This is a genomic window from Tenacibaculum amylolyticum (assembly GCF_964511145.1).
Classification (GTDB): Bacteria; Bacteroidota; Bacteroidia; order Flavobacteriales; family Flavobacteriaceae; genus Polaribacter; species Polaribacter amylolyticum.
In genome coordinates this window covers 64,659-85,091 of the sequence record NZ_CAZEFZ010000033.1, presented here as the reverse complement: position 1 = coordinate 85,091, position 20,433 = coordinate 64,659, and the positions used below count along the sequence as shown (strand labels likewise).

Annotated in this window: 15 protein-coding genes; 12 read left to right on the top strand and 3 right to left on the bottom strand. The window is 31.3% G+C overall.

From position 1 onward, the window contains the following. Positions 1 to 5 precede the first annotated feature (5 nt). The 4 genes from ACKTTC_RS11455 to ACKTTC_RS11440 all read left to right on the top strand — a co-directional run bounded on the left by ACKTTC_RS11455 (position 6) and on the right by ACKTTC_RS11440 (position 5,824). Complete coding sequence (locus tag ACKTTC_RS11455; RefSeq protein ID WP_408039965.1) at positions 6 to 1,220, top strand: MDR family MFS transporter; 1,215 nt, start codon at positions 6 to 8, stop codon at positions 1,218 to 1,220. A gap of 86 nt (positions 1,221 to 1,306) precedes the next feature. Continuing rightward, positions 1,307 to 1,633, top strand: a complete 327-nt coding sequence (locus tag ACKTTC_RS11450) for a nucleotide pyrophosphohydrolase (protein ID WP_408039964.1) — start codon at positions 1,307 to 1,309, stop codon at positions 1,631 to 1,633. Between the two features lie 140 nt (positions 1,634 to 1,773). Beyond that, on the top strand, positions 1,774 to 2,022 hold the full coding sequence (locus ACKTTC_RS11445; protein ID WP_408039963.1) for a hypothetical protein: 249 nt from the start codon (positions 1,774 to 1,776) through the stop codon (positions 2,020 to 2,022). A 334-nt stretch (positions 2,023 to 2,356) separates the two neighbouring features. Next, on the top strand, positions 2,357 to 5,824 hold the full coding sequence (locus ACKTTC_RS11440) for a reprolysin-like metallopeptidase (protein WP_408039962.1): 3,468 nt from the start codon (positions 2,357 to 2,359) through the stop codon (positions 5,822 to 5,824). A gap of 153 nt (positions 5,825 to 5,977) precedes the next feature. Here ACKTTC_RS11440 and ACKTTC_RS11435 read toward each other — a convergent pair whose 3' ends face one another. Further along, a complete protein-coding gene (locus tag ACKTTC_RS11435) occupies positions 5,978 to 9,085 on the bottom strand; it encodes a WD40/YVTN/BNR-like repeat-containing protein (RefSeq protein ID WP_408039961.1) in 3,108 nt (1,035 codons plus the stop codon). A 40-nt stretch (positions 9,086 to 9,125) separates the two neighbouring features. Between ACKTTC_RS11435 and ACKTTC_RS11430 the strand changes: the two genes are divergently transcribed. From ACKTTC_RS11430 to ACKTTC_RS11415, 4 genes are all read left to right on the top strand, one after another. Next, positions 9,126 to 10,358 carry a 3-phosphoshikimate 1-carboxyvinyltransferase gene (locus ACKTTC_RS11430; RefSeq protein WP_408039960.1) on the top strand — a complete coding sequence of 411 codons (1,233 nt, stop codon included), beginning with the start codon at positions 9,126 to 9,128 and terminating at the stop codon, positions 10,356 to 10,358. Between the two features lie 67 nt (positions 10,359 to 10,425). After that, entirely contained in the window at positions 10,426 to 11,475 is a 1,050-nt protein-coding gene (gene queA, locus ACKTTC_RS11425; protein WP_408039959.1) for a tRNA preQ1(34) S-adenosylmethionine ribosyltransferase-isomerase QueA, read from the top strand. A 78-nt stretch (positions 11,476 to 11,553) separates the two neighbouring features. Next, the gene (gene rlmN, locus ACKTTC_RS11420; protein ID WP_408039958.1) at positions 11,554 to 12,594 is read left to right on the top strand and encodes a 23S rRNA (adenine(2503)-C(2))-methyltransferase RlmN; all 1,041 of its coding nucleotides are present in this window, start codon (positions 11,554 to 11,556) and stop codon (positions 12,592 to 12,594) included. Beyond that, positions 12,595 to 13,350, top strand: coding sequence for a hypothetical protein (locus ACKTTC_RS11415; protein WP_408039957.1), 756 nt, complete (start codon positions 12,595 to 12,597; stop codon positions 13,348 to 13,350). It abuts the gene before it with no gap. A gap of 16 nt (positions 13,351 to 13,366) precedes the next feature. On the opposite strand, the gene ACKTTC_RS11410 is transcribed toward ACKTTC_RS11415, so the two are convergent. After that, positions 13,367 to 13,885, bottom strand: coding sequence for a hypothetical protein (locus ACKTTC_RS11410; protein ID WP_408039956.1), 519 nt, complete (start codon positions 13,883 to 13,885; stop codon positions 13,367 to 13,369). 76 nt (positions 13,886 to 13,961) lie between these two features. On the opposite strand from ACKTTC_RS11410, the gene ACKTTC_RS11405 reads away from it, so the two are divergent. From ACKTTC_RS11405 to ACKTTC_RS11390, 4 genes are all read left to right on the top strand, one after another. Continuing rightward, entirely contained in the window at positions 13,962 to 14,939 is a 978-nt protein-coding gene (locus ACKTTC_RS11405) for a polyprenyl synthetase family protein (RefSeq protein WP_408039955.1), read from the top strand. A 39-nt stretch (positions 14,940 to 14,978) separates the two neighbouring features. Further along, positions 14,979 to 15,395: an HYC_CC_PP family protein gene (locus ACKTTC_RS11400; protein WP_408039954.1), complete on the top strand. Its 417-nt coding sequence runs from the start codon at positions 14,979 to 14,981 to the stop codon at positions 15,393 to 15,395. A gap of 155 nt (positions 15,396 to 15,550) precedes the next feature. Continuing rightward, positions 15,551 to 17,713, top strand: coding sequence for a TonB-dependent receptor (locus tag ACKTTC_RS11395; protein WP_408040041.1), 2,163 nt, complete (start codon positions 15,551 to 15,553; stop codon positions 17,711 to 17,713). Between the two features lie 11 nt (positions 17,714 to 17,724). After that, positions 17,725 to 18,090 carry a heavy-metal-associated domain-containing protein gene (locus tag ACKTTC_RS11390; protein ID WP_408039953.1) on the top strand — a complete coding sequence of 122 codons (366 nt, stop codon included), beginning with the start codon at positions 17,725 to 17,727 and terminating at the stop codon, positions 18,088 to 18,090. A 30-nt stretch (positions 18,091 to 18,120) separates the two neighbouring features. Here ACKTTC_RS11390 and ACKTTC_RS11385 read toward each other — a convergent pair whose 3' ends face one another. Next, a complete protein-coding gene (locus tag ACKTTC_RS11385; RefSeq protein ID WP_408039952.1) occupies positions 18,121 to 20,391 on the bottom strand; it encodes a hypothetical protein in 2,271 nt (756 codons plus the stop codon). Between the last annotated feature and the right edge of the window lie 42 nt (positions 20,392 to 20,433).

Genomic DNA, 20,433 nt, shown 5'->3' with positions numbered 1-20,433 from the left:
CAATTATGAAAAAGTTATTTACTAATTACAAAGCAACTTTTGAAGGACTTTCAAAAGAAGTGTGGTGGTTATCTTTAATTACACTCATCAATAGAGCAGGTACTATGGTAATACCATTTTTATCGTTATATCTAACACAAAGTTTAGGGTTTACCTTTTCTGATGTAGGTTTAATTATGGTCTTTTTTGGTTTAGGTTCTGTAGCTGGATCTAAATTAGGAGGATATTTAGCAGATAAAATAGGGTATTATAAGGTAATGGCGGTAAGTTTATTCTTAACTGGAGTTTTGTTTGTGTTATTACAATTCATAACTACATTAAATGCCTTTTGTGCAGCGATTTTTATATTAATGATGGTTGCCGATACCTTTCGCCCAGCAATGTTTGTTGCCTTAAGTTCGTACAGTAAACCTGAAAATAAAACAAGGTCAGTAACATTAATTCGTTTAGCAATTAACTTAGGTTTTTCGGCCGGACCAGCTATTGGTGGTTTAATTATTACTACAATGGGATATCAAGGACTTTTTTGGGTAGATGGTATTACTTGTATTTTGGCAACTGTGTTATTAATAAAAGTTCTAAACCCTAAAAAAGCTAGAGTTTTAGATGAAGTAAAAGTAGAAAATCCAGTATCTGTATATTCAGATAAACCATACTGGATATTTTTAGTAGCAATGGCATTATTTGGAATCGTGTTTTTACAGTATTTCTCTACAATTCCATTGTATTACAAAGAAGCACACCATTTATCTGAATTAGAAATAGGACTACTTTTAGGAGCTAATGGTATTATTATCGTATTTCTAGAAATGCCACTAGTAAAATGGTTAGAAGATAGCAAGCAAACTAAAGTTTCGTTAATGCTAATAGGAGGTGTTTTAGTAACTATGAGTTTTATTGTGTTAAATATGACAAGCTGGGTTGGAATTTTAATAATAGGAATGTTCTTCATGACCATAGGAGAAATGATTATGTTTCCATTCTCAAATGCTTATGCAATGGAGAGAGCCAAAAAAGGAAATCAAGGACAATATATGTCTTGGTATAGTATTTCTTTTTCTGTAGCTCATGTATTTGGTCATTTTTCTGGAATGCATTTAATAGAAAAAGTAGGATTTGATAATACATGGTACATAGTATTTGGACTTTCGTTACTAAGTGGTATATTTTTATTGGTTTTAAAAAATAAACCAGATAGTCTTAAAGTAAAACTTACTTAAATAATAGGGAGCATTAAAATTATATTTAGTGCTCCTTTTTTTATAAATAAGTATGTTATTTTTGAAAGTGATTATTAAAATAGATTATGAATATACAAGACGCGCAAAAACAGGTAGACGATTGGATTAAAAACCATGGAGTACGTTATTTTAATGAATTAACAAATATGGCTCAACTTACAGAAGAGGTTGGAGAAGTAGCTAGAATTATTGCTAGAAGATATGGAGAGCAAAGTGAGAAAGAGAGTGATAAGCAAAAAGATTTAGGAGAAGAATTGGCAGATGTTGTTTTTGTGGTTTTATGCTTAGCAAATCAAACGGGAGTAAACTTACAAGAAGCTTTTAATAAAAAGTTAGACATCAAAACAAAAAGAGATCACGACCGTCACCATAACAACAAGAAATTACAATAGATTATAATTAGATAACATTCTATAAAAGAGTGCTATCTTTTATAGAATGTTTGTATTCTGAAAAGGACAAGGAAATCTACATAACAATCATAAGTAAATCTTTATCTTTGATTACTTTTCGCTAACAAAACAAATAGAAAATGTCATTACAGCAAAATTTTTTAAAAAAGTTATTTTGGATCAATGTACTTAAAATAGGAATCCCTTTTTTAATTATCGTGACGCTATTCGCATTGTTCTTTAATAGTGCAGGAAATATTTTTTCTGGAGATTTTAAAGCTGTTTATGAAGTGCATTTTGCAGATAAAAGATGGATTCGTTTTTGGCTTCCAAAAGTTGTAATAAGTATCATTTATGGTATTTATATAACTAACAAAAAGATGAAATAAGGAGAAGTTAGAATGATTGTCCTCTTTTTTTAGAAACATAATTACTCGTTATTTAAGAACTAATTTAAGTAGTTATATAGGTAGTTAGAGTTCGTTATGTTTTTTACTTTTTATTCTTACAAATTTTGTTTAATAACTTGAAAAGTTATAATAAAAATAAAGCTATTTTAAAGGCATGGCTTATGGCGATAATCTATTAAAATACTGAATTTTTCTCATTTATTGTTGTTTTTTTCTTGATTAAATTGCGGTTTGATTTATTTTTTAACAAAAATTATGATTTTTTATTAAAGTTTGTTTAAATTTGATCAGTTAACCGCAAACCCTTAAAATAATGAGAATTAAACTACTCATAGCCACATTGATGGCTAGTACTGTTTTGTGCGCTCAAAACAGTAATTTTTGGAAAAAAACAAACACTTCAAGCGCAAAAGTAAGCACAGTCGCTTTGCAAAAAAAACTACCCGACAAAACAATTTATAGCTTAGATGTAGAATCGTTAAAACAGACCCTAAATGCAGCTCCAAAGCGAAGTATTGGAAAACAATCGAAACTCATAGTTTCTTTCCCAAATGCAGATGGAGTATTAGAAAATTTCTATGTTTTTGAAGCGCCAGTATTACACCCAGATCTAGCAGCAAAGTATCCAAATATCAAATCGTATGCTGGAGTAAGTGTAACAAATCCAGGAGACAGAATACGATTTAGTCTTTCTCCTAAAGGGTTGCAAAGTATGCGTTTAGGTGTAGATAAAGCAGCTGTTTTTATTGAGCCATATTCACAAGATTTACAAACGTATTCTGTGTATAAAAGAGCTGATAAGCCAAGTAGAGTTGGTGGAATAAATTGTACACTAGACCCTAGTAAAAAACAAGCAGATCATGATCATAATGCAGCTCATAAAAACGCAGATGATGGAATTTTAAGAACGTATCGTATCGCAATTTCAACTACTGGAGAATATACGTCATATCATGGAGGCACTAAAGCTCAAGCATTAGCAGCAATTAATGCTACAATGACCAGAGTAAATGGAATTTATGAATCTGACTTTAATGTAACAATGGTAGTTGTACCAAATACAGATACTGTTATTTATACAAATGCAAGCTCAGATCCATATACAGGAGCATTAAATTCACAATTACAATCTACATTAACAAGTAATATTGGTGAGGCAAATTACGATGTAGGTCACTTATTTCATAGAGCAAGTAACAACGGAAATGCAGGGTGTATTGGTTGTGTTTGTACAAATGGAAGTAAAGGAAGTGGATTTAGTTCTACTACAATACCAGAAGGAGAGGTATTTGACGTAGATTATGTATCACACGAAATTGGACACCAGTTTGGAGGTAATCATACTTGGACTTTCGGAGGAAATGAAGGAAGAGATGTGCAAATGGAGCCAGGAAGTGGTTCAACAATTATGGGATATGCTGGGATTACAGGATCTACAGATGTACAACCTAATAGTGATCCTTATTTCCATGCGATTACAATCCAACAGATTACTAATTATATTAAAACTACTTCATGTCAAACAAATACGGCAACAGGAAATAATGTGCCAGTAGCAAACGCAGGAAGTGATTATACTATTCCAAAAGGAACAGCATTCGTGTTAACGGGTTCAGCTACAGATGCAGATGCTTCTGACGTGTTGTCATACTGTTGGGAACAAATTGATGAAGATAATGCTGTTACTAAAATACCAAGTGTAACTGCAACTTCTGGAGTAGCATTTAGATCGTATCCGCCAACAGCAAGTACTTCAAGATACTTCCCTAGATTAGAAACTGTAAAAACAGGAGCTACTTCTTGGCAATGGGAAGCTGTACCGAATGTAGCTAGAAACTTAAATTTCAGATTAACGGTAAGAGATAATAGAGTTGGTGGAGGTACTAACGATAGCGACGATGTTAGAGTAACAGTAAACGGGACAGCTGGTCCTTTCGTAGTTACATCTCCTAATACAAGTGTAAGCTTATCAAGTGGAGCTGCAGAAACAGTAACATGGAATGTTGCAGGGACTACAGGAAATGGAGTGAATGCAGCTACAGTAGATATTTTAATGTCTACAGATGGTGGAGATACATATCCAATTACATTAGCAAGTAATGTAGCTAATGATGGTTCTCATACAATTACTGTACCTAATGAAGTAGGAAATCAAAATAGAATTATGGTAAAAGGAAATAACCATATTTTCTTCGATATTTCTAATACAAACTTTACAATTACAAATCCAGTACCGTGTACAGCTACTGTACCAACAGGAGTTGCTGTATCTGGAGTTTCTAGTTCAGGAGCAACAGTATCTTGGAATTCAGTTGCAGGAGCAACGTACGATGTTCGTTACCGTCAAGCAGGTACAACTAGCTGGACAGTAAATGCAGTATCAGGTACATCGACAACATTATCAGGGTTAAATGCATCTACAAATTATGAAGTACAAGTACGTAGTAAGTGTACGAGTAGTAATTCTGCTTATAGTTCAACAGTAACATTTACAACATCAGCAATAGGTAGTTCATGTGAATCATTACCATATAGCGAAAGTTTCGAAACTAATGATGGATGGACTCAAGCATCTGGAGATGATGGAGATTGGGTAAGAGATAGTGGTGGAACACCTTCCTCTACTACTGGACCAAGTTCTGGGGCAGATGGAAGTTTTTATATGTTTTTAGAGGCTTCAACAAATAATAGCCCAGGACAAATAGGGCCAAACGCAACTGCTATTTTAGAAAGTCCTTGTTTCGATCTTTCAGGAGAAACATCAGCTACTTTTACATTCAGCAATCATATGTACGGAACTAATATTGGATCATTAGCATTGGAAGCATCTACTAATGGAACAACATGGACTAGTATCTGGAACGATTCTGGAAACAAAGGAAACCAATGGAATGACATTTCTGTAAACTTAAATGCTTATGTTGGAGGAGCAGTAACACTTAGATTTGTTGGAACTACAGGTTCTAGTTGGAGAAGTGATATTGCTATTGATAATATAAATTTAACTGCTGGAGGTGGAACAGACCCAGGATGTTCAGCAATCAATTTTAATGATTATACAATTACATCTTTCTCAAATCAAGACTCTTCTGGTAATTTCTCTATAGGTTCAGGAGGAAATTCATTAACATTAACGAACAATACATGGAAGTATATTTCTTTGAATTATACAGTGACTTCAAATACTGTAATAGAGTTTGAATTTAGTAGTACTTCTGAAGGAGAAATTCATGGAATTGGTTTTGAAGATGATAATAGTTTAACTTCGAGTAGATACTTTAAAGTACATGGAACACAAAGCTATGGGGTAACAAACTTCGATAATTATACAAGTGGAACTACAACGTATGTAATCCCTGTAGGTGATTCATATACAGGAAATATGGATAGATTAGTATTCATTAATGATAATGATGCAGGATCTGGAAATAATTCTACATTCTCTAATGTTAGAATTTATGAAACTTCATGTTCTAGTAGTTCTAGATCTGTAGTTGAGTTTGGAACTAGATTAGATGTATTAGGAGATGAAGATGAAAACGTATTAACTTCGTTAACATTGGCACCAAACCCAATTGTAAAAGGAGAGTTCTTAAAGCTAATTTCATCGGATCAATTATCGAATACGAAGTATAGAATTATTAATACACTAGGACAAACAGTAAGAGAAGGTGTATTAGAAAGTAAACTAATTAATACAGATAAACTGAATTCAGGAATTTATATTCTGAATTTAAGTAATGAATTTACCAATACTTCTAAACGATTTATTGTCAAATAACGAAAATTAAATTATCATAAATAAAAAGGCTGTCTAAAATATTTTAGACAGCCTTTTTTGAGTAATATGTCTCGTTCTGAAATAACGCTATACCAATTAGTAATATCATGAAAGACACCAATTACAGCAAACGTACTCAGAAGGATTAGCTTTTTAATCTAATTGAATAAAATCAATTTGACTTTCTTTAACCTTTTGATTTAGTTGTTTTACATCAGTGTTAAAAAGTGTATATAATTTATTCAGTTCAATATCTATTTGTTTCGTAATTTCATTTTTAAAAGCAATAGCTTGATCAGTTGGTTTATAATCTCCAATTCTTGTTAAGGAATTTAAATGCCCTAATTTATTGTTGAGTTTAATAGGGAAATTTAAAGGATCTTGATTACTCTTACTTTTAGTTTGATACAAATTGTTTTCAATAACGGTCATTTCTTTTACTAGTTTATCTGCAAAATCTAATAAGTCTTTGTGTTTTTGTTTATCCTTAATAGATTTCTTCAAATTCGTAACCTGCGAACGAACTTTTTTTACATTTTTAAGTGCAGTATGAATCTCAGTCATTTTAGCATTAATACTATTGATAAAGTCAAACTGCTGTTGCAGATCGGCTAAAGTAGATTCCGAATTAGGTTTTTTAACAATGGTAAAAGGTTGTGTTTTTGTTTTTCCATTTACAGAAAGTTGTACTTCATAATTTCCAGGAAGTGCCATTGGTCCATTTAAAGAAGCCCACCATAAAATCATTCCTTTTACTTTTTCAGCACCAGTATACATCATGTTCCAGTAAAATACATTATCACCTTGTTTTACTTTTAAACTCCCTTCTTTTTTCTTTTTATTAGGATGATTACTAAATACGCGAATAGGTTTTTTCGTAGCATCTAAAAAGGTTAATGAAATAGTGTCTTTTTTAGTGAAGTTTTTTAAATAGAAATTTACAGGAACACCTCCATAATAATTGGTTCCATTTCGTTTAGATGTAGCACCATTTCCACCACCCATTCGATAACTATTTTTAGGTTTATAAATGAAGAAATCTTCTTTTATGGTAGTATTGTTAATTTGATGTAAAGGAGTCAAATCATCTATAATCCAAAACGAACGTCCTTGTGTAGCAGCAATCAAATTATTTTCTTTTACAGCTAAGTCTGTAATTGGAACTATAGGCAAGTTCAATTGGAACTTTTGCCAGTTTGTACCATCATCAAAAGAAACATACATGCCTTTTTCTGTTCCAGCATATAATAATCCTTTTCTTTTAGGATCAGCACGAAGTACTCGTGTAAAATCTTCCTTACCAATACCGTTAGTGATCTTCTTCCAAGATTTTCCGTAGTTTTCAGTCTTATAAATATATGGTTGGTAATCGCCAGATTTATATTTTGTTCCTACGATATAAGCACCACCTTTTGTAAATGGATCAATTTCAATAGCATTAATCATCATCCATTCTGGCATGCTTTTAGGCGTAATATTTTCCCAGTTTTTACCTCCATCTCTTGTAATGTGAACTAAACCATCATCAGATCCAGTATAAATAACTCCATCTTCGTTAGGAACTTCAGCAACAGCGAAAATAGTTCCATAATATTCTACTCCTGTATTGTCTTTTGTAATTGGACCACCAGAAGGGCCTAATGTTTTTGGATCATTTCTAGTTAAATCTGGACTAATAATTTCCCAAGATTGCCCTTCATTTGTAGTTGCGTGTAAATGATTAGAAGCAGCATATAATTTTTTAGGATTGTTTGGAGAAAATAATACAGGGAAATTCCATTGAAAACGATATTTAAAATCCTCAGCACCGTGTCCCATAGGATCGTCAGGCCAAACATTAACAGCTCGGGTTTCTCCTGTTTTATGATTTACTCTAGTTAATAAACCTCCGTAACTTCCACCATATACAATATCGTTATTTAATGGGTTTACAGCAATATGTGCACTTTCACCACCAGCAGTACTTTCCCAGTCTTTAGTGGTTATAAATCTACCATTTGTTCGATGCGGAATACGAATAGTACTATTGTCTTGTTGTGCACCATAAATTCTGTAAGGGAAGTGATTGTCTGTAGTTACTCTGTAAAATTGAGAAGTTGGTTGATTTAAATAAGTAGACCAATTTTCTCCAGCATCAAAAGAAACCTGACCACCACCATCATCACCAATAATCATACGTTGATTGTCTTCTGGAGCAATCCATAAATCATGATGATCACCATGAGGAGCGTTATAGGTTTTATATGTTTTTCCACCATCTGTTGATTTATGATAGCGCACATTTAAAACATATAAAATATCTTCATCTTCAGTATCAGCATACAAGCGAGTATAGTACCAAGCTCTCTGACGTAGTTTACGTTCTTTATTAATCAGTTTCCATGTTTTTCCTGCATCTAAAGATTTGTAAACACCACCATCTTTATTTTCTATAATTGCCCAAACAATATCAGAATTAACAGGAGATACTGTAATACCAGAAATCCCCCAAATTCCTTTAGGAAGACCATCGTTACTAGAAATATTTGTCCATGTTTCTCCTTCATCAGTACTTTTCCACAAGCCAGAACCTTCACCACCACTAGATAAACTATAAGGGGTTCTTCGTACATTCCATGTTGTGGCATATAGCACTCTAGGATTACTAGGGTCTATAATTAAATCTACAGCCCCAGCATCTTCATTACTAAATAATACTTTTTTCCAAGTTTTACCTCCGTCTATAGATTTATATACGCCTCTTTCAGAAGTAGGTTTGTATAAATCGCCTAAAACAGCAGCAAAAACAATGTTGGGATTTCTCTGGTGAATTCTAACACGTGGAATATGTCGAGAATTGGGTAATCCCATATATTTCCATGTTTTTCCAGCGTTTTCAGATTTCCATACACCTTCACCAGAAGAAACATTTCCACGAACGGTTTTTTCACCTGTTCCTACATAAATGATATTATTGTCCCATTCACTAACGGCAATAGATCCAACTGAACCTCCAAAAAAGCCATCAGAAATGTTTTGCCAAGTATTTCCTGCATCGTTCGTTTTCCAGATACCACCACCAGTTGTACCCATGTAAAATAAGTTAGATTTTTGAGGAACACCAGTTACAGCACAACTACGTCCTCCTCTAAATGGACCAATATTTCTCCAAGCAATAGCATCAAAATATTCATTAGAAAATTGGTTGTTGTTTTTTTGCCCGTAAACGTTGATATTTGCGAGTAGGAGCATACAAACTCCTAAAAAAAGTAGTTTTTTCATTTGTTTAGTTGATTAAGAAGCTAAATATAAAATTTTGTCAATGGACTTGTTGTTAAAGATTCCTAAAAATCAATTGTTTAAAAATAATATTGTAATCTCTGGTTCTAAAAGTGAATCGAATAGACTGTTAATCTTACAACAGTTATATCCAGAATTGCATATAGAAAATGTATCTAACTCCGATGATTCTGAGCATATGCAGCATGCATTAAGTAGCGATTCTGAAATTGCAGATATTGGACATGCAGGTACGGCAATGCGATTTTTAACTGCTTTTTTTGCTGCTCAAGAAGGTGTAGAGAAGATTTTACAAGGTTCGGAACGAATGCATAACAGACCAATTAAAATATTGGTAGATGCATTGAGAAGTTTAGGTGCAGATATAACATATATAGAGAAAGAAGGATACCCTCCTTTAAAAATACATGGTAAAAAATTAGAAGAAAGTAAAGTTGTTATAGATGGAAATGTAAGTAGTCAATACATTTCTGCTTTATTACTGATTGCAGCTAGTTTACCAAAAGGATTAGAAGTAGAATTAAAAGGAAAGATTACTTCAATTCCTTATATAAAAATGACGCTAAGTTTACTGGAACAACTAGGGATTGAAACAACATTTAATGGTGCTTTCATCAATATAAAACCTAAACATAAAATAGCTGATAAAACAGTAGTAGTTGAAGCTGACTGGAGTTCTGCTTCGTATTTTTATTCTATAGTAGCTTTAAGTGCTGTAGGAACAGAAATTACATTATCATCGTATAAAAAAGAGAGTTTACAAGGAGATAGTTGCTTAGCAACTATTTACGAACATTTTGGAGTGTATACTACATTCCAAAATAATACAATTACTCTAGAGAAAAAGCAAGAAACAAACACAGTAACATTAGAGTTAAACTTAGTAGAAGCACCAGATATTGCACAAACAATTGCCGCAACGTGTTTTGGACTTGGTATTGCTTGTAATTTAGAAGGATTACATACATTAAAGATTAAGGAAACAGATCGTTTAGAAGCACTTAAAGAAGAGCTAACAAAATTAGGAGCTATTATTTCTGTAACTAATGAAAGTTTACATTTAGAAACTTCAGATAAAATACATTCAGATATAAGTATAAAAACATATAACGATCATCGAATGGCAATGGCTTTTGCACCACTAGCATTGAAAACTTCTATTCGTATTTTAAACGCGGAAGTTGTAACAAAGTCGTATAAGAACTTTTGGATTGATCTTGAAAAAGTTGGAATTCACCAAGAAGAAATAAAATAAAACCAAAAAGGCTTGACAACCCCTATGTCGAAATCGTATATTTGCCGCCATTAACAAAGATTCTACAATGAAATTATCTCAATTTGACTTCGAATTACCGAAAGAATTATTAGCAGAATATCCTTCAGAGCATAGAGATGAAGCTCGTTTAATGGTATTAAATCGTAAAGAACAAACAATAGAACATAAGTTGTTTAAAGATTTAATCAATTACTTCGATGAAGGAGATGTAATGATGTTGAATAATACGAAAGTATTTCCTGCAAGAATGTATGGAAATAAAGAGAAAACAGGAGCAAGAATTGAAGTGTTCTTATTAAGAGAATTAAATGCAGAACATAGATTATGGGATGTTTTAGTAGATCCAGCTCGTAAAATTCGTATTGGAAACAAATTATTCTTTGGAGAAGATGAGAGTTTAGTTGCTGAAGTTATTGATAATACAACCTCTAGAGGTAGAACATTACGTTTCTTATTTGATGGTTCTTATGAAGAGTTTCGTAAAAAATTAATTGTTTTAGGGCAAACACCATTACCTAAATATATTAAGAGAGATGTAGAGCCAGAGGATGAAGAGCGCTACCAAACAATATATGCAAAGCACGAAGGTGCAGTTGCAGCTCCAACAGCAGGGTTACACTTTTCTAAGCACTTAATGAAGCGTTTAGAGATAAAAGGAGTAGATTTTGCAGAAATGACATTACATGTTGGTTTAGGAACTTTCAACCCAGTAGAAGTAGAAGATCTTTCGAAACATAAAATGGATTCTGAGCAAATTATCATTCCAGAAGAGGCATGTAATATTGTAAACAATGCGTTAGATCAAAAACGTAGAGTATGTGCAGTAGGAACTACAGTAATGAGAACTGTAGAATCTTCTGTGTCTGCAAGTCATCGTTTAAATGAGTTTAATGGTTGGACAAATAAATTTATTTTCCCTCCATATGACTTTAGTATTGCGAATAGCATGGTAACTAATTTCCATACGCCTAAATCTACTTTATTAATGATGGTTGCTGCTTTTGCAGGATACGATTTTGTAATGCAGGCTTATGAAGAGGCAGTAAAAGAAAAATATAAATTCTACTCGTACGGAGATGCGATGTTAATTATATAATTAAGAAAGTAGAAAGCATAAACATAAAGAAAACCTCACAAATAACTATCTGTGAGGTTTTTGCTATTTTTGATGACGATGAAACCTAAAAAGAAAGACATACGAGCTTTAACCAAAGAACAATTAAGAGATTTCTTTGTAGAGAATGGAGATAAAGCCTTTCGAGGTAATCAAGTATATGAATGGTTGTGGAGCAAAGCAGCACATTCTTTTGATGATATGACAAATATCTCAAAAGCAACTCGTGAAATGCTAGATGCAAATTTTGTGATCAATCATATTGAGGTAGATGCAATGCAGCGAAGTAATGATGGAACCATTAAAAATGCCATTAAATTACATGATGGATTAATTGTAGAATCGGTATTAATTCCTACAGAAAAAAGAACAACAGCTTGTGTGTCGAGTCAGGTGGGGTGTAGTTTAGATTGTAAGTTTTGTGCTACTGCGCGCTTAAAAAGAATGCGGAACTTAAATGCAGATGAAATTTATGATCAAGTAGTAGCAATAGATAAACAAAGTCGTTTGTACCATAATCATAAATTAACCAATATTGTATTTATGGGGATGGGAGAACCTTTAATGAACTATAATAATGTTATTAAAGCAATTGATAAGATTACATCTCCTGAAGGTTTAGGAATGTCTGCAAAAAGAATTACATTATCTACTTCTGGAGTGCCTAAAATGATTAAAAAAATGGCAGATGATGAAGTGAAATTTAATTTAGCAGTTTCTCTACATTCAGCTTTAGACGATGTAAGAACTTCTATAATGCCTTTTAATAAAACATTTCCACTAACAGATTTACGAGAAGCTTTAGAGTATTGGTACGAAAAAACAAATCGTAAAATAACATATGAATATGTGGTTTGGCAAGGAATTAATGATCGAAAAGAAGATATAGATGCGCTAGTAAAGTTCTGTAAATACGTACCGGCAAAAGTAAATTTAATAGAATACAATCCTATAGACGATGGAGAGTTTCAGCAAGCTTCTGAAAGAGCATTAAACAATTATATTTCAAATTTAGAAATGAACGATATTGTTGTAAATGTACGTCGTTCTAGAGGAAAAGATATTGATGCTGCTTGTGGTCAACTTGCTAATAAATCGTAAATGAAACTTTCCACAACTTTATTAGGACAAACCTTTCAGTCGATTGGGTGGTTAATTTTTATAATTTTCCTAGGATTATTTCTTGATAGTAGATTTTTTGCAGAGAACTACTATGAAAATGGACAGTGGTTAAATAATATTCTTGCTGTTATTCTATATTTATATCTACTGAAGAAAGGTACTCCACGTGTGCGAGAACAGCTATTTTATGCTTTGTTAATAGGTGTTATAGGAGAGTATTTCTTTTCTTTATTTTTAGGAATGTATACGTATCGCTTACATAATATTCCTCATTATGTTCCTTTTGGTCATGCTATTGTTTTCTTAGGGATTTATCTATTTTCTAGAAAACAAAAAGTAAAATCGCATAGAAAACAAATAGAGCTTTTTATAACCATTTTTATTGTTATTTATTCAGTTCTATTCCTTGTTTATAGAAATGATGTTTTCGGTTTTATTCTTACAGTTGTTGTCTTTCTTTCCTTACGAAAATACCCAAAAGAGCGATTGTTTTATTTAAGCATGTATTTTATTGTTGCGATTGTAGAAATTGTAGGGACGTCCCTTGAATGTTGGGTATGGCCAAGTATTGCTTATGGTAAATTCGAGTTTTTACCGAGCGCAAATCCACCGGCTGGAATTAGTCTGTTCTATTTTGGGTTAGATAGAGGAACACTTTCTATTTATAAAAGAAGAAATAAACAATTATGGAATAGATTTAAGAGAATACGAAAACTACAAACAGTCCCTTCTTAAGCTTGGTAATTAAATATTAGCTTTTCTTTTTTAAAATAGCTTTTTGAAAAACAGTAATTGGATAACCATATACAATAGGAATCTCTTTTGAAGTACCACCAGTTTGTGTTTTTTTATCTAGTTTTGAGAATAAAATTTCAAAAGTTAATTCGTCTTTTTTATTAAAATCTAAACGAGTACTTAAGAAATTTCCTTGTACTTCAAAGAAGCTGTATAATACATTGTCATTTGTATATGCTGGTAATGCAATTCCATTATTTTCATCTATTTCGAAAATACCCTTCTCTTTGTCTATAACAACTAAAGTATAGTTTCTAGGGCTTTCATCATAAACCAATTTATATTCATATTTATGAATAGAATCGGTTTTAAGCAAATGAAATTCCATTGGGATTTTTTGAGCTCCTTTTGAAGTAGTAATTTGTAATTCTCCTAGATAGATGCCTAAAAAATCATTGGGGAATTGTTGCGTATTATTTTGAGAAAAAATAACTCCACTAATTAGAAAGCAGAGGCTTATAAAAATGCTTTTCATCCTTTAAAGATTATAAGCGAAAATAATCAATTAAATTTCTTTACTTTTGGTCTTCCATTGTGAAATGTATGCTGTAATGAAGCCAGTTGAGCAAATAAAACTACCTATTGCAAAAGAAATGGAGCTTTTCGAGTCGAAGTTCAAAGACTCGATGTTGTCTAAAGTTCCTTTATTAAACAGAATCACTTATTATATTGTAAGAAGAAAAGGAAAACAAATGCGTCCGATGTTTGTTTTTCTAGTTGCAAAAATGGTTTCTAAAGGAAGTTTTGACGAACGAACTTATAGAGGGGCTTCTATTGTAGAATTAATTCATACAGCAACTCTTGTGCACGATGATGTAGTAGATGATAGTAATAGAAGAAGAGGTTTTTTCTCAATTAACGCTTTATGGAAAAATAAAATAGCTGTGCTAGTAGGAGATTTTCTACTTTCTAAAGGTTTATTACTTTCCATAGATAATGAAGATTTTGATTTGCTAAAATTGATTTCTATTGCTGTTAGAGAAATGAGTGAAGGAGAGTTACTACAAATAGAAAAAGCAAGAAAATTAGATATTACAGAAGATGTATATTTTGAAATTATTCGTCAGAAAACTGCTACTTTAATAGCAGCTTGTTGTGGTATTGGAGCAGCTTCTGTAAGCGCTAATAATGAAACTGTACAACAAATGCGAAAATTTGGAGAGTATATTGGAATTGCTTTTCAAATTAAAGATGATTTATTTGATTATACAGAAGATAAAATAGGAAAGCCTACAGGTATAGATATTAAGGAACAAAAGATGACACTGCCTTTAATTTATACATTGAATAATTGTTCTCCAGAAAAGAAAAAATGGCTTATCAATTCTGTAAAAAAACACAATAAAAATAAAAAAAGAGTAAAAGAAGTAATTGCATTTGTAAAAGAGAGTGGAGGCTTAGAGTATACCACTCAAAAAATGCACGATTATAAGAACAGAGCGCTTTCTATTTTAGAAGATTATCCAGATTCTGAGTATAAAAATTCGTTACTTCAAATGATTGATTACGTGGTGGAAAGAAAAATTTAACCCTTCTTTAATAAAACTTTTCGTATTTTTGCAATGTAAATGAAGTTTATCCTTAATAAAATAGTATCCTCTTTAATGGCACTATTAGTGTTGTTTTCAACGTTTTCTTTCACGGTTGAAAAGCATTTTTGTGGAGAATTTTTAGTAGCAATATCTTATTTTGGAAATGCAGACGATTGTGTAGCAGAAGTAGAAGATGGAAGTTGTGATGCTCCACAAGTTGTGAAAAAGAAAAAATGTTGTAAAGACGAAATACAACAAATAGAAGGACAAGATATACTAAAAAACGATGTTGAAAAGTTCGATTTAGAAAAACAACATTTTCTAGTTGCTTTTGTAGCTAGTTACTACAATTTATTTAACGACTTAGAAGGAGAAAAAGTACCGCATAAGTATTATAATCCTCCGAAACTAACAAAAGATATTCAATTACTTCACGAGGTATTTATCATATGATTTAAAAGCATTTTTTTAAAGAAATAGCCTTTATGTGGCTATAAAAAAATGTAAAATATAAATCATAGATACGCATGAAATTTAAAATATTATGGTGTGCATTTCTATTGGTAAATGCACAGCTCTTAGCACAAGAAACTTTTAAAGGGATGGTAATGGATAAAAACAACCCGAAAGATAACCTTGGAGTTTTTGGAGCAAACGTATATTGGCTTAACACCAATATAGGAACTACAACCAATGAAAAAGGATGGTTTGAAATACCATACAAACCAACCTACAAAAAGTTAGTAATTAGTTTTGTTGGTTATAAAACCGATACTATTGAAATTAAAAACTTAAAACCGATTCATCATTTTATAACAGAAGAAAATACATTAGATGAAATTGCAATTTCTGCAAGAAAACAAGCAACATCAAAATCGTTTTTACAAACGCAAAATGTATTTACAGTAAATAGTGAAGAACTATTAAAAGCAGCATGCTGTAATTTAGCAGAAAGCTTTGAAACGAATCCATCTATTGATGTTAATTTTTCTGATGCTTTAACAGGAACACGTCAAATTCAAATGCTTGGATTAAACAGCCCATATTTATTAATTGCTCAGGAAAATATACCAATGGTTAGAGGAGCTTCTCAGGTATACGGACTCACATTTACACCAGGTACTTGGGTAGAAAGTATACAAATAACGAAAGGAGCTGGAAGTGTAGTTAATGGTTTTGAAAGTATTTCAGGGCAGATTAACGCAGAGTTAGTAAAACCTTATAGCGATAATAAATTCTTTATAAATGGATATGGAAACCGAAATGGGCGTTTAGAACTAAATACACATTTTAATCAGAAATTAAACGAAAAATGGCAAACAGGTTTGTATGCACATGGCGATTTAAGGAGTCAAAAATTTGATAATAATGGAGATGGCTTTTTAGATGCTCCTTTGGCTGAGCAAATAAACGTGATGAACCGTTGGCAGTTTACGAATAATGAAACAGGTTGGGTTAGCTTTTTAAATTTTCGTTTTTTAAACGATCGAAAGCAAACTGGGCAACTTAATTTTAATCCAGATGTAGACAAAGGTTCTACAACAATTTGGGGTAGTGAAATTAAAACAAAACGTTTTGATTTTTCTGCAAAAGTAGGTTATGTATTTCCAGAACTACCATTTCAAAGTATGGGATTACAAATAGCATATAGTAATCATAATCAGGATTCTTATTTTGGATTACGTAATTATGATATTAAACATGAAAGTGTTTATGCGAACTATATTTTTAATTCTATTATTGGAGATACACGTCATAAGTTTAAAACTGGCTTGAGTTTTACTTATGATGATTATAAAGAGTTAGTAGAAACCACGAATTTTGATAGAGATGAGAATTCTATAGGAGCATTTTTTGAATATGCTTATGATAATACAGAAAATTTTAGCCTAACAGCTGGTTTACGTTTAGATCGTCATAATTTATTAGGAACTTTTCTTACACCAAGATTGCATCTAAGATATGTGCCTTGGGAAAAAGGAGTATTAAGAGCTTCAATAGGTAGAGGTAAAAGAAGTGCTAATATTTTTGCAGAGAACCAGCAATTATTTGCTTCATCAAGACAAATAGCAATACAAAGTACTGGAGGAAATATTTATGGTTTAGATCCTGAGATTGCCTGGAATTATGGAGTATCATTTTTACAAGGTTTTAGATTGTTTAATAGAAAAGGAGATGTAACCATAGATTACTATCAAACAAATTTCGAAAACCAAGTCGTTGTAGATTGGGAAAACCCACAAGAAATATCTTTCTATAATTTAACAGGTAGTAGTATTGCAAATAGTTTTCAAATAGAGATAAATTACGAGCCAATAAAGCGCTTTAATATTAGAACAGCATATAAGTTTTTTGATGTATCTACAGATTATATTTCAGGAAATTTAGCCAAACCATTGCAACCTAAACATCGTTATTTTGCTAATGCTTCTTTTGAAACAAAGAAAAGCGATAATGGAAGTCAATGGAAATTTGATACAACATATAATTTTATAGGAACCCAACGTCTTCCTAATACCTCTTCAAATCCAATTGCATTACAATTACCAAGTTATACTAAAGGATATAGTTTGTTAAATGCGCAAATCACTAAAGTGTTTTCAGATAAGTTTGAAGTATATATAGGAGGAGAGAATATAACGAATGTTCAACAAGAGAATCCTATTCTAGGTAGTGAAAATCCTTTTGGTGCAAACTTTGATAGTACAATTGTGTATGCACCTATTTTTGGAAGTGCTTACTATGCAGGATTCAGATTTAAAATTGATTAAAACATAATATCATGAAAAAAGTATTCACATTAATTTGTATTGTATTTGTGGCTTTTGCTACACAAGCACAAAAGAAAAAACGTAATAAAAAACTATCTTTTGAAGTAGATGGTGTTTGTATGATGTGTAAAAAACGTATTGAAAAAGCAGCTTTAAACACAAAAGGAGTAAAGTTTGCGAATTGGGATTTAAATTCACATCAGTTGATGGTAATTATAGACGAACGTAAAACAGATGAAAATAAAGTTCGTGAAAGTGTTACCAATGTAGGACACGATACCAAAGCTGTAAAAGCACCGCAAGAAAAATATGACCAACTAGATCCTTGTTGTAAATACCGAGATGAACAAGTAGTGAAAGATCATAAAAAAGGTTAAATAAAAAAAACTCCCAATTTGGGAGTTTTTTTATTTGGTTTTTAAAGTTACTTGTTTAGAAATAAGTTTTCCTGATATTGAAATGCCTTCTATATACATAGTAATGTTCTTTTGCATATTGGTTGGAATATTAAAATCTAGCTTCCCATTAGGAGCTATAGAAATATTAGGATTCCAAAAAATAGCACCATATTTTTGATAAGTAGTATCTGTATAAGAAGGATATTTTGGATTATAATATTCTTTAGCTGTAGCAAAACCAATAGGGATTTTAACTTGCATCATACTAGATTTTTTGGAATTATATTCGTTAGGAGAATATGTGAATATAAAAAAAGCATAACCAGCGGGTCCTAAAGAAAACATATCTGAACCAAAATACATACTTTTAACCTGATCTAAATACACATTCTCTAATAACCAAGGTTCTCTAGATATATCTCTGCCATTTAATTGAACTCTAGATATTCTTCTAGACGGAGGAGTTTTAGAAAGCATAAAATCTACTAGGTTTTCTCCAGAATGGACGATGATATCTTTCATGTTAATATTTCTATAACCTCCTGCTTCAATATAGTCTTTATGAATTTGATTCTTTTTTTTCTTAGCCTTTACTTCTACTTCGTTTAAAGTTTCAAAATTGTTTTTGAGAGGGGTAAAGTTAGATATATCCTTACTTATATATTTAGTGTTAGCTATTTGATTAAAATTCAGTTTATCTACTAATGTTCCAGTAGAATAAGATAAAGCAGGAGCAATTTTTGTTAGGTTTTCTTTAGTATGAATGCTAAAATCAACAACGGAGTTCTTTTTTATGAAACTATTTTTTAATGTCCACGGGTTTTCACTAGAATTAATTGTTCTAAGTAAGTTATTTTCTTGAGAGTATATGAGGATAGATTGCTTACTAGAAAGCTTTTTGTTGACTTTTCCAGTAATATCAATACCATTTTCAAAAGCATATTTGATGCTTGGAGAATTATTGAAAATATGATTCCATTTATATTTACTCCAACCTTGTGTAAGTAATAATAAGTCTAAATCTCTTTGTTGTTTTTTAGAATTCCCTTTAAAATATTCAGAAGGATTTTGAATGTTTCCTTTTACATATGGTTGTAATAAAAAAGTTGAAATTATATTGTTTTTAGGTTTATTAGCTATTGTAGTAGAAGGTAAAAAAGAAGCACTAGCATATATTTTTTCATTAGTTGGATTAGTAAAATTGATTTGCAAAGAATCATTGCCAACTTTTTTACTACTAACATTAAAACTTGTAAATAAATTATCTGAATACAAATAAATCAATCTTTCTGCTACAGGAATGTTATTTTCATCGAAAACTGTAATTATTTGTATTCCAGGTTCCAGTTGACCTTTTTGTAATACTAAAACATGATTTAGGTTTTTACTATTAAAAGTAACAGGAAAATTTTTAAAACTTCTAGTGTTATGTATTAATATGTTGTATTGTTTACCCGAAAGCATTTTCAAAGTTTGAATATTGCTGACAAGGTTTATAGCCAATTTTTCAGGAATTTTATTGTTTACAATTAAAGCAATACCTAATCGTTCTGGTTTTGGAGTTTGTGTTTTAATTTCTGAACCATTGCTTAAGATAGCATGAAAAGTATAAGATTCATTTTCTTTAAAGAATAAACGAATATTATTCATCCCAAATTTATTGGTAACAAACTGCCGTACAATTTTACCATTCTGGTTTTTAATAACTCCTTTTTCTATTTGTACACCTTTATTATTAGCGTCTTTTATAAGAATACCAATATTATTTATAGTATTTGCTATAATGTGACCTCCTTCAGGAAATAGCTTGAATTCGAAAAACTCCTTTTCAGTAGCAATAATATTGTTTTGCTGTTTTGTAGAAGCAATTTTAATACGCTGATAAAAAGCATTATCTTCTTTGTAATTTTTCATCCATCTAGTAGATGCTTTTATATAATAATTGTTATTGGTATAAGTGGAGTCTAATAAAATATTCCCATTACCCATACCATTTTGAATATGTATTAATTGTTGATCTTTCAATTTTCCAGATTCATCAAAAATTGAAACATATAAATTTGATGTTGTTGGATGGAGTTTTTGAGAATTTTGTTCCTGAACATAAGCTTTAAACCAGACTTCTTCTCCTTGCAAGAAAGTAGTCTTATTTAGATGTAGAAAGGGGACTTCTCGTGTATTTTGAAAATAGTTTATATAATTACTGTCTATTTCTTTTTTTTGAGCATTAACGCTCAAAAAAAAGATGAATAGAATACTTGATAGTATTGTTTTTTTCATAGAATATTTTTTTAAATTTCTGATAATACTTTATAAAAAGTA

Coding starts and splice junctions, on each gene's coding strand:
- ACKTTC_RS11455 (WP_408039965.1), top strand. CDS start 6: ATGAAAAAGTTATTTACTAATTACAAAGCAACTTTTGAAGGACTTTCA.
- ACKTTC_RS11450 (WP_408039964.1), top strand. CDS start 1,307: ATGAATATACAAGACGCGCAAAAACAGGTAGACGATTGGATTAAAAAC.
- ACKTTC_RS11445 (WP_408039963.1), top strand. CDS start 1,774: ATGTCATTACAGCAAAATTTTTTAAAAAAGTTATTTTGGATCAATGTA.
- ACKTTC_RS11440 (WP_408039962.1), top strand. CDS start 2,357: ATGAGAATTAAACTACTCATAGCCACATTGATGGCTAGTACTGTTTTG.
- ACKTTC_RS11435 (WP_408039961.1), bottom strand. CDS start 9,085: ATGAAAAAACTACTTTTTTTAGGAGTTTGTATGCTCCTACTCGCAAAT.
- ACKTTC_RS11430 (WP_408039960.1), top strand. CDS start 9,126: ATGGACTTGTTGTTAAAGATTCCTAAAAATCAATTGTTTAAAAATAAT.
- queA (WP_408039959.1), top strand. CDS start 10,426: ATGAAATTATCTCAATTTGACTTCGAATTACCGAAAGAATTATTAGCA.
- rlmN (WP_408039958.1), top strand. CDS start 11,554: ATGAAACCTAAAAAGAAAGACATACGAGCTTTAACCAAAGAACAATTA.
- ACKTTC_RS11415 (WP_408039957.1), top strand. CDS start 12,595: ATGAAACTTTCCACAACTTTATTAGGACAAACCTTTCAGTCGATTGGG.
- ACKTTC_RS11410 (WP_408039956.1), bottom strand. CDS start 13,885: ATGAAAAGCATTTTTATAAGCCTCTGCTTTCTAATTAGTGGAGTTATT.
- ACKTTC_RS11405 (WP_408039955.1), top strand. CDS start 13,962: ATGAAGCCAGTTGAGCAAATAAAACTACCTATTGCAAAAGAAATGGAG.
- ACKTTC_RS11400 (WP_408039954.1), top strand. CDS start 14,979: ATGAAGTTTATCCTTAATAAAATAGTATCCTCTTTAATGGCACTATTA.
- ACKTTC_RS11395 (WP_408040041.1), top strand. CDS start 15,551: ATGGATAAAAACAACCCGAAAGATAACCTTGGAGTTTTTGGAGCAAAC.
- ACKTTC_RS11390 (WP_408039953.1), top strand. CDS start 17,725: ATGAAAAAAGTATTCACATTAATTTGTATTGTATTTGTGGCTTTTGCT.
- ACKTTC_RS11385 (WP_408039952.1), bottom strand. CDS start 20,391: ATGAAAAAAACAATACTATCAAGTATTCTATTCATCTTTTTTTTGAGC.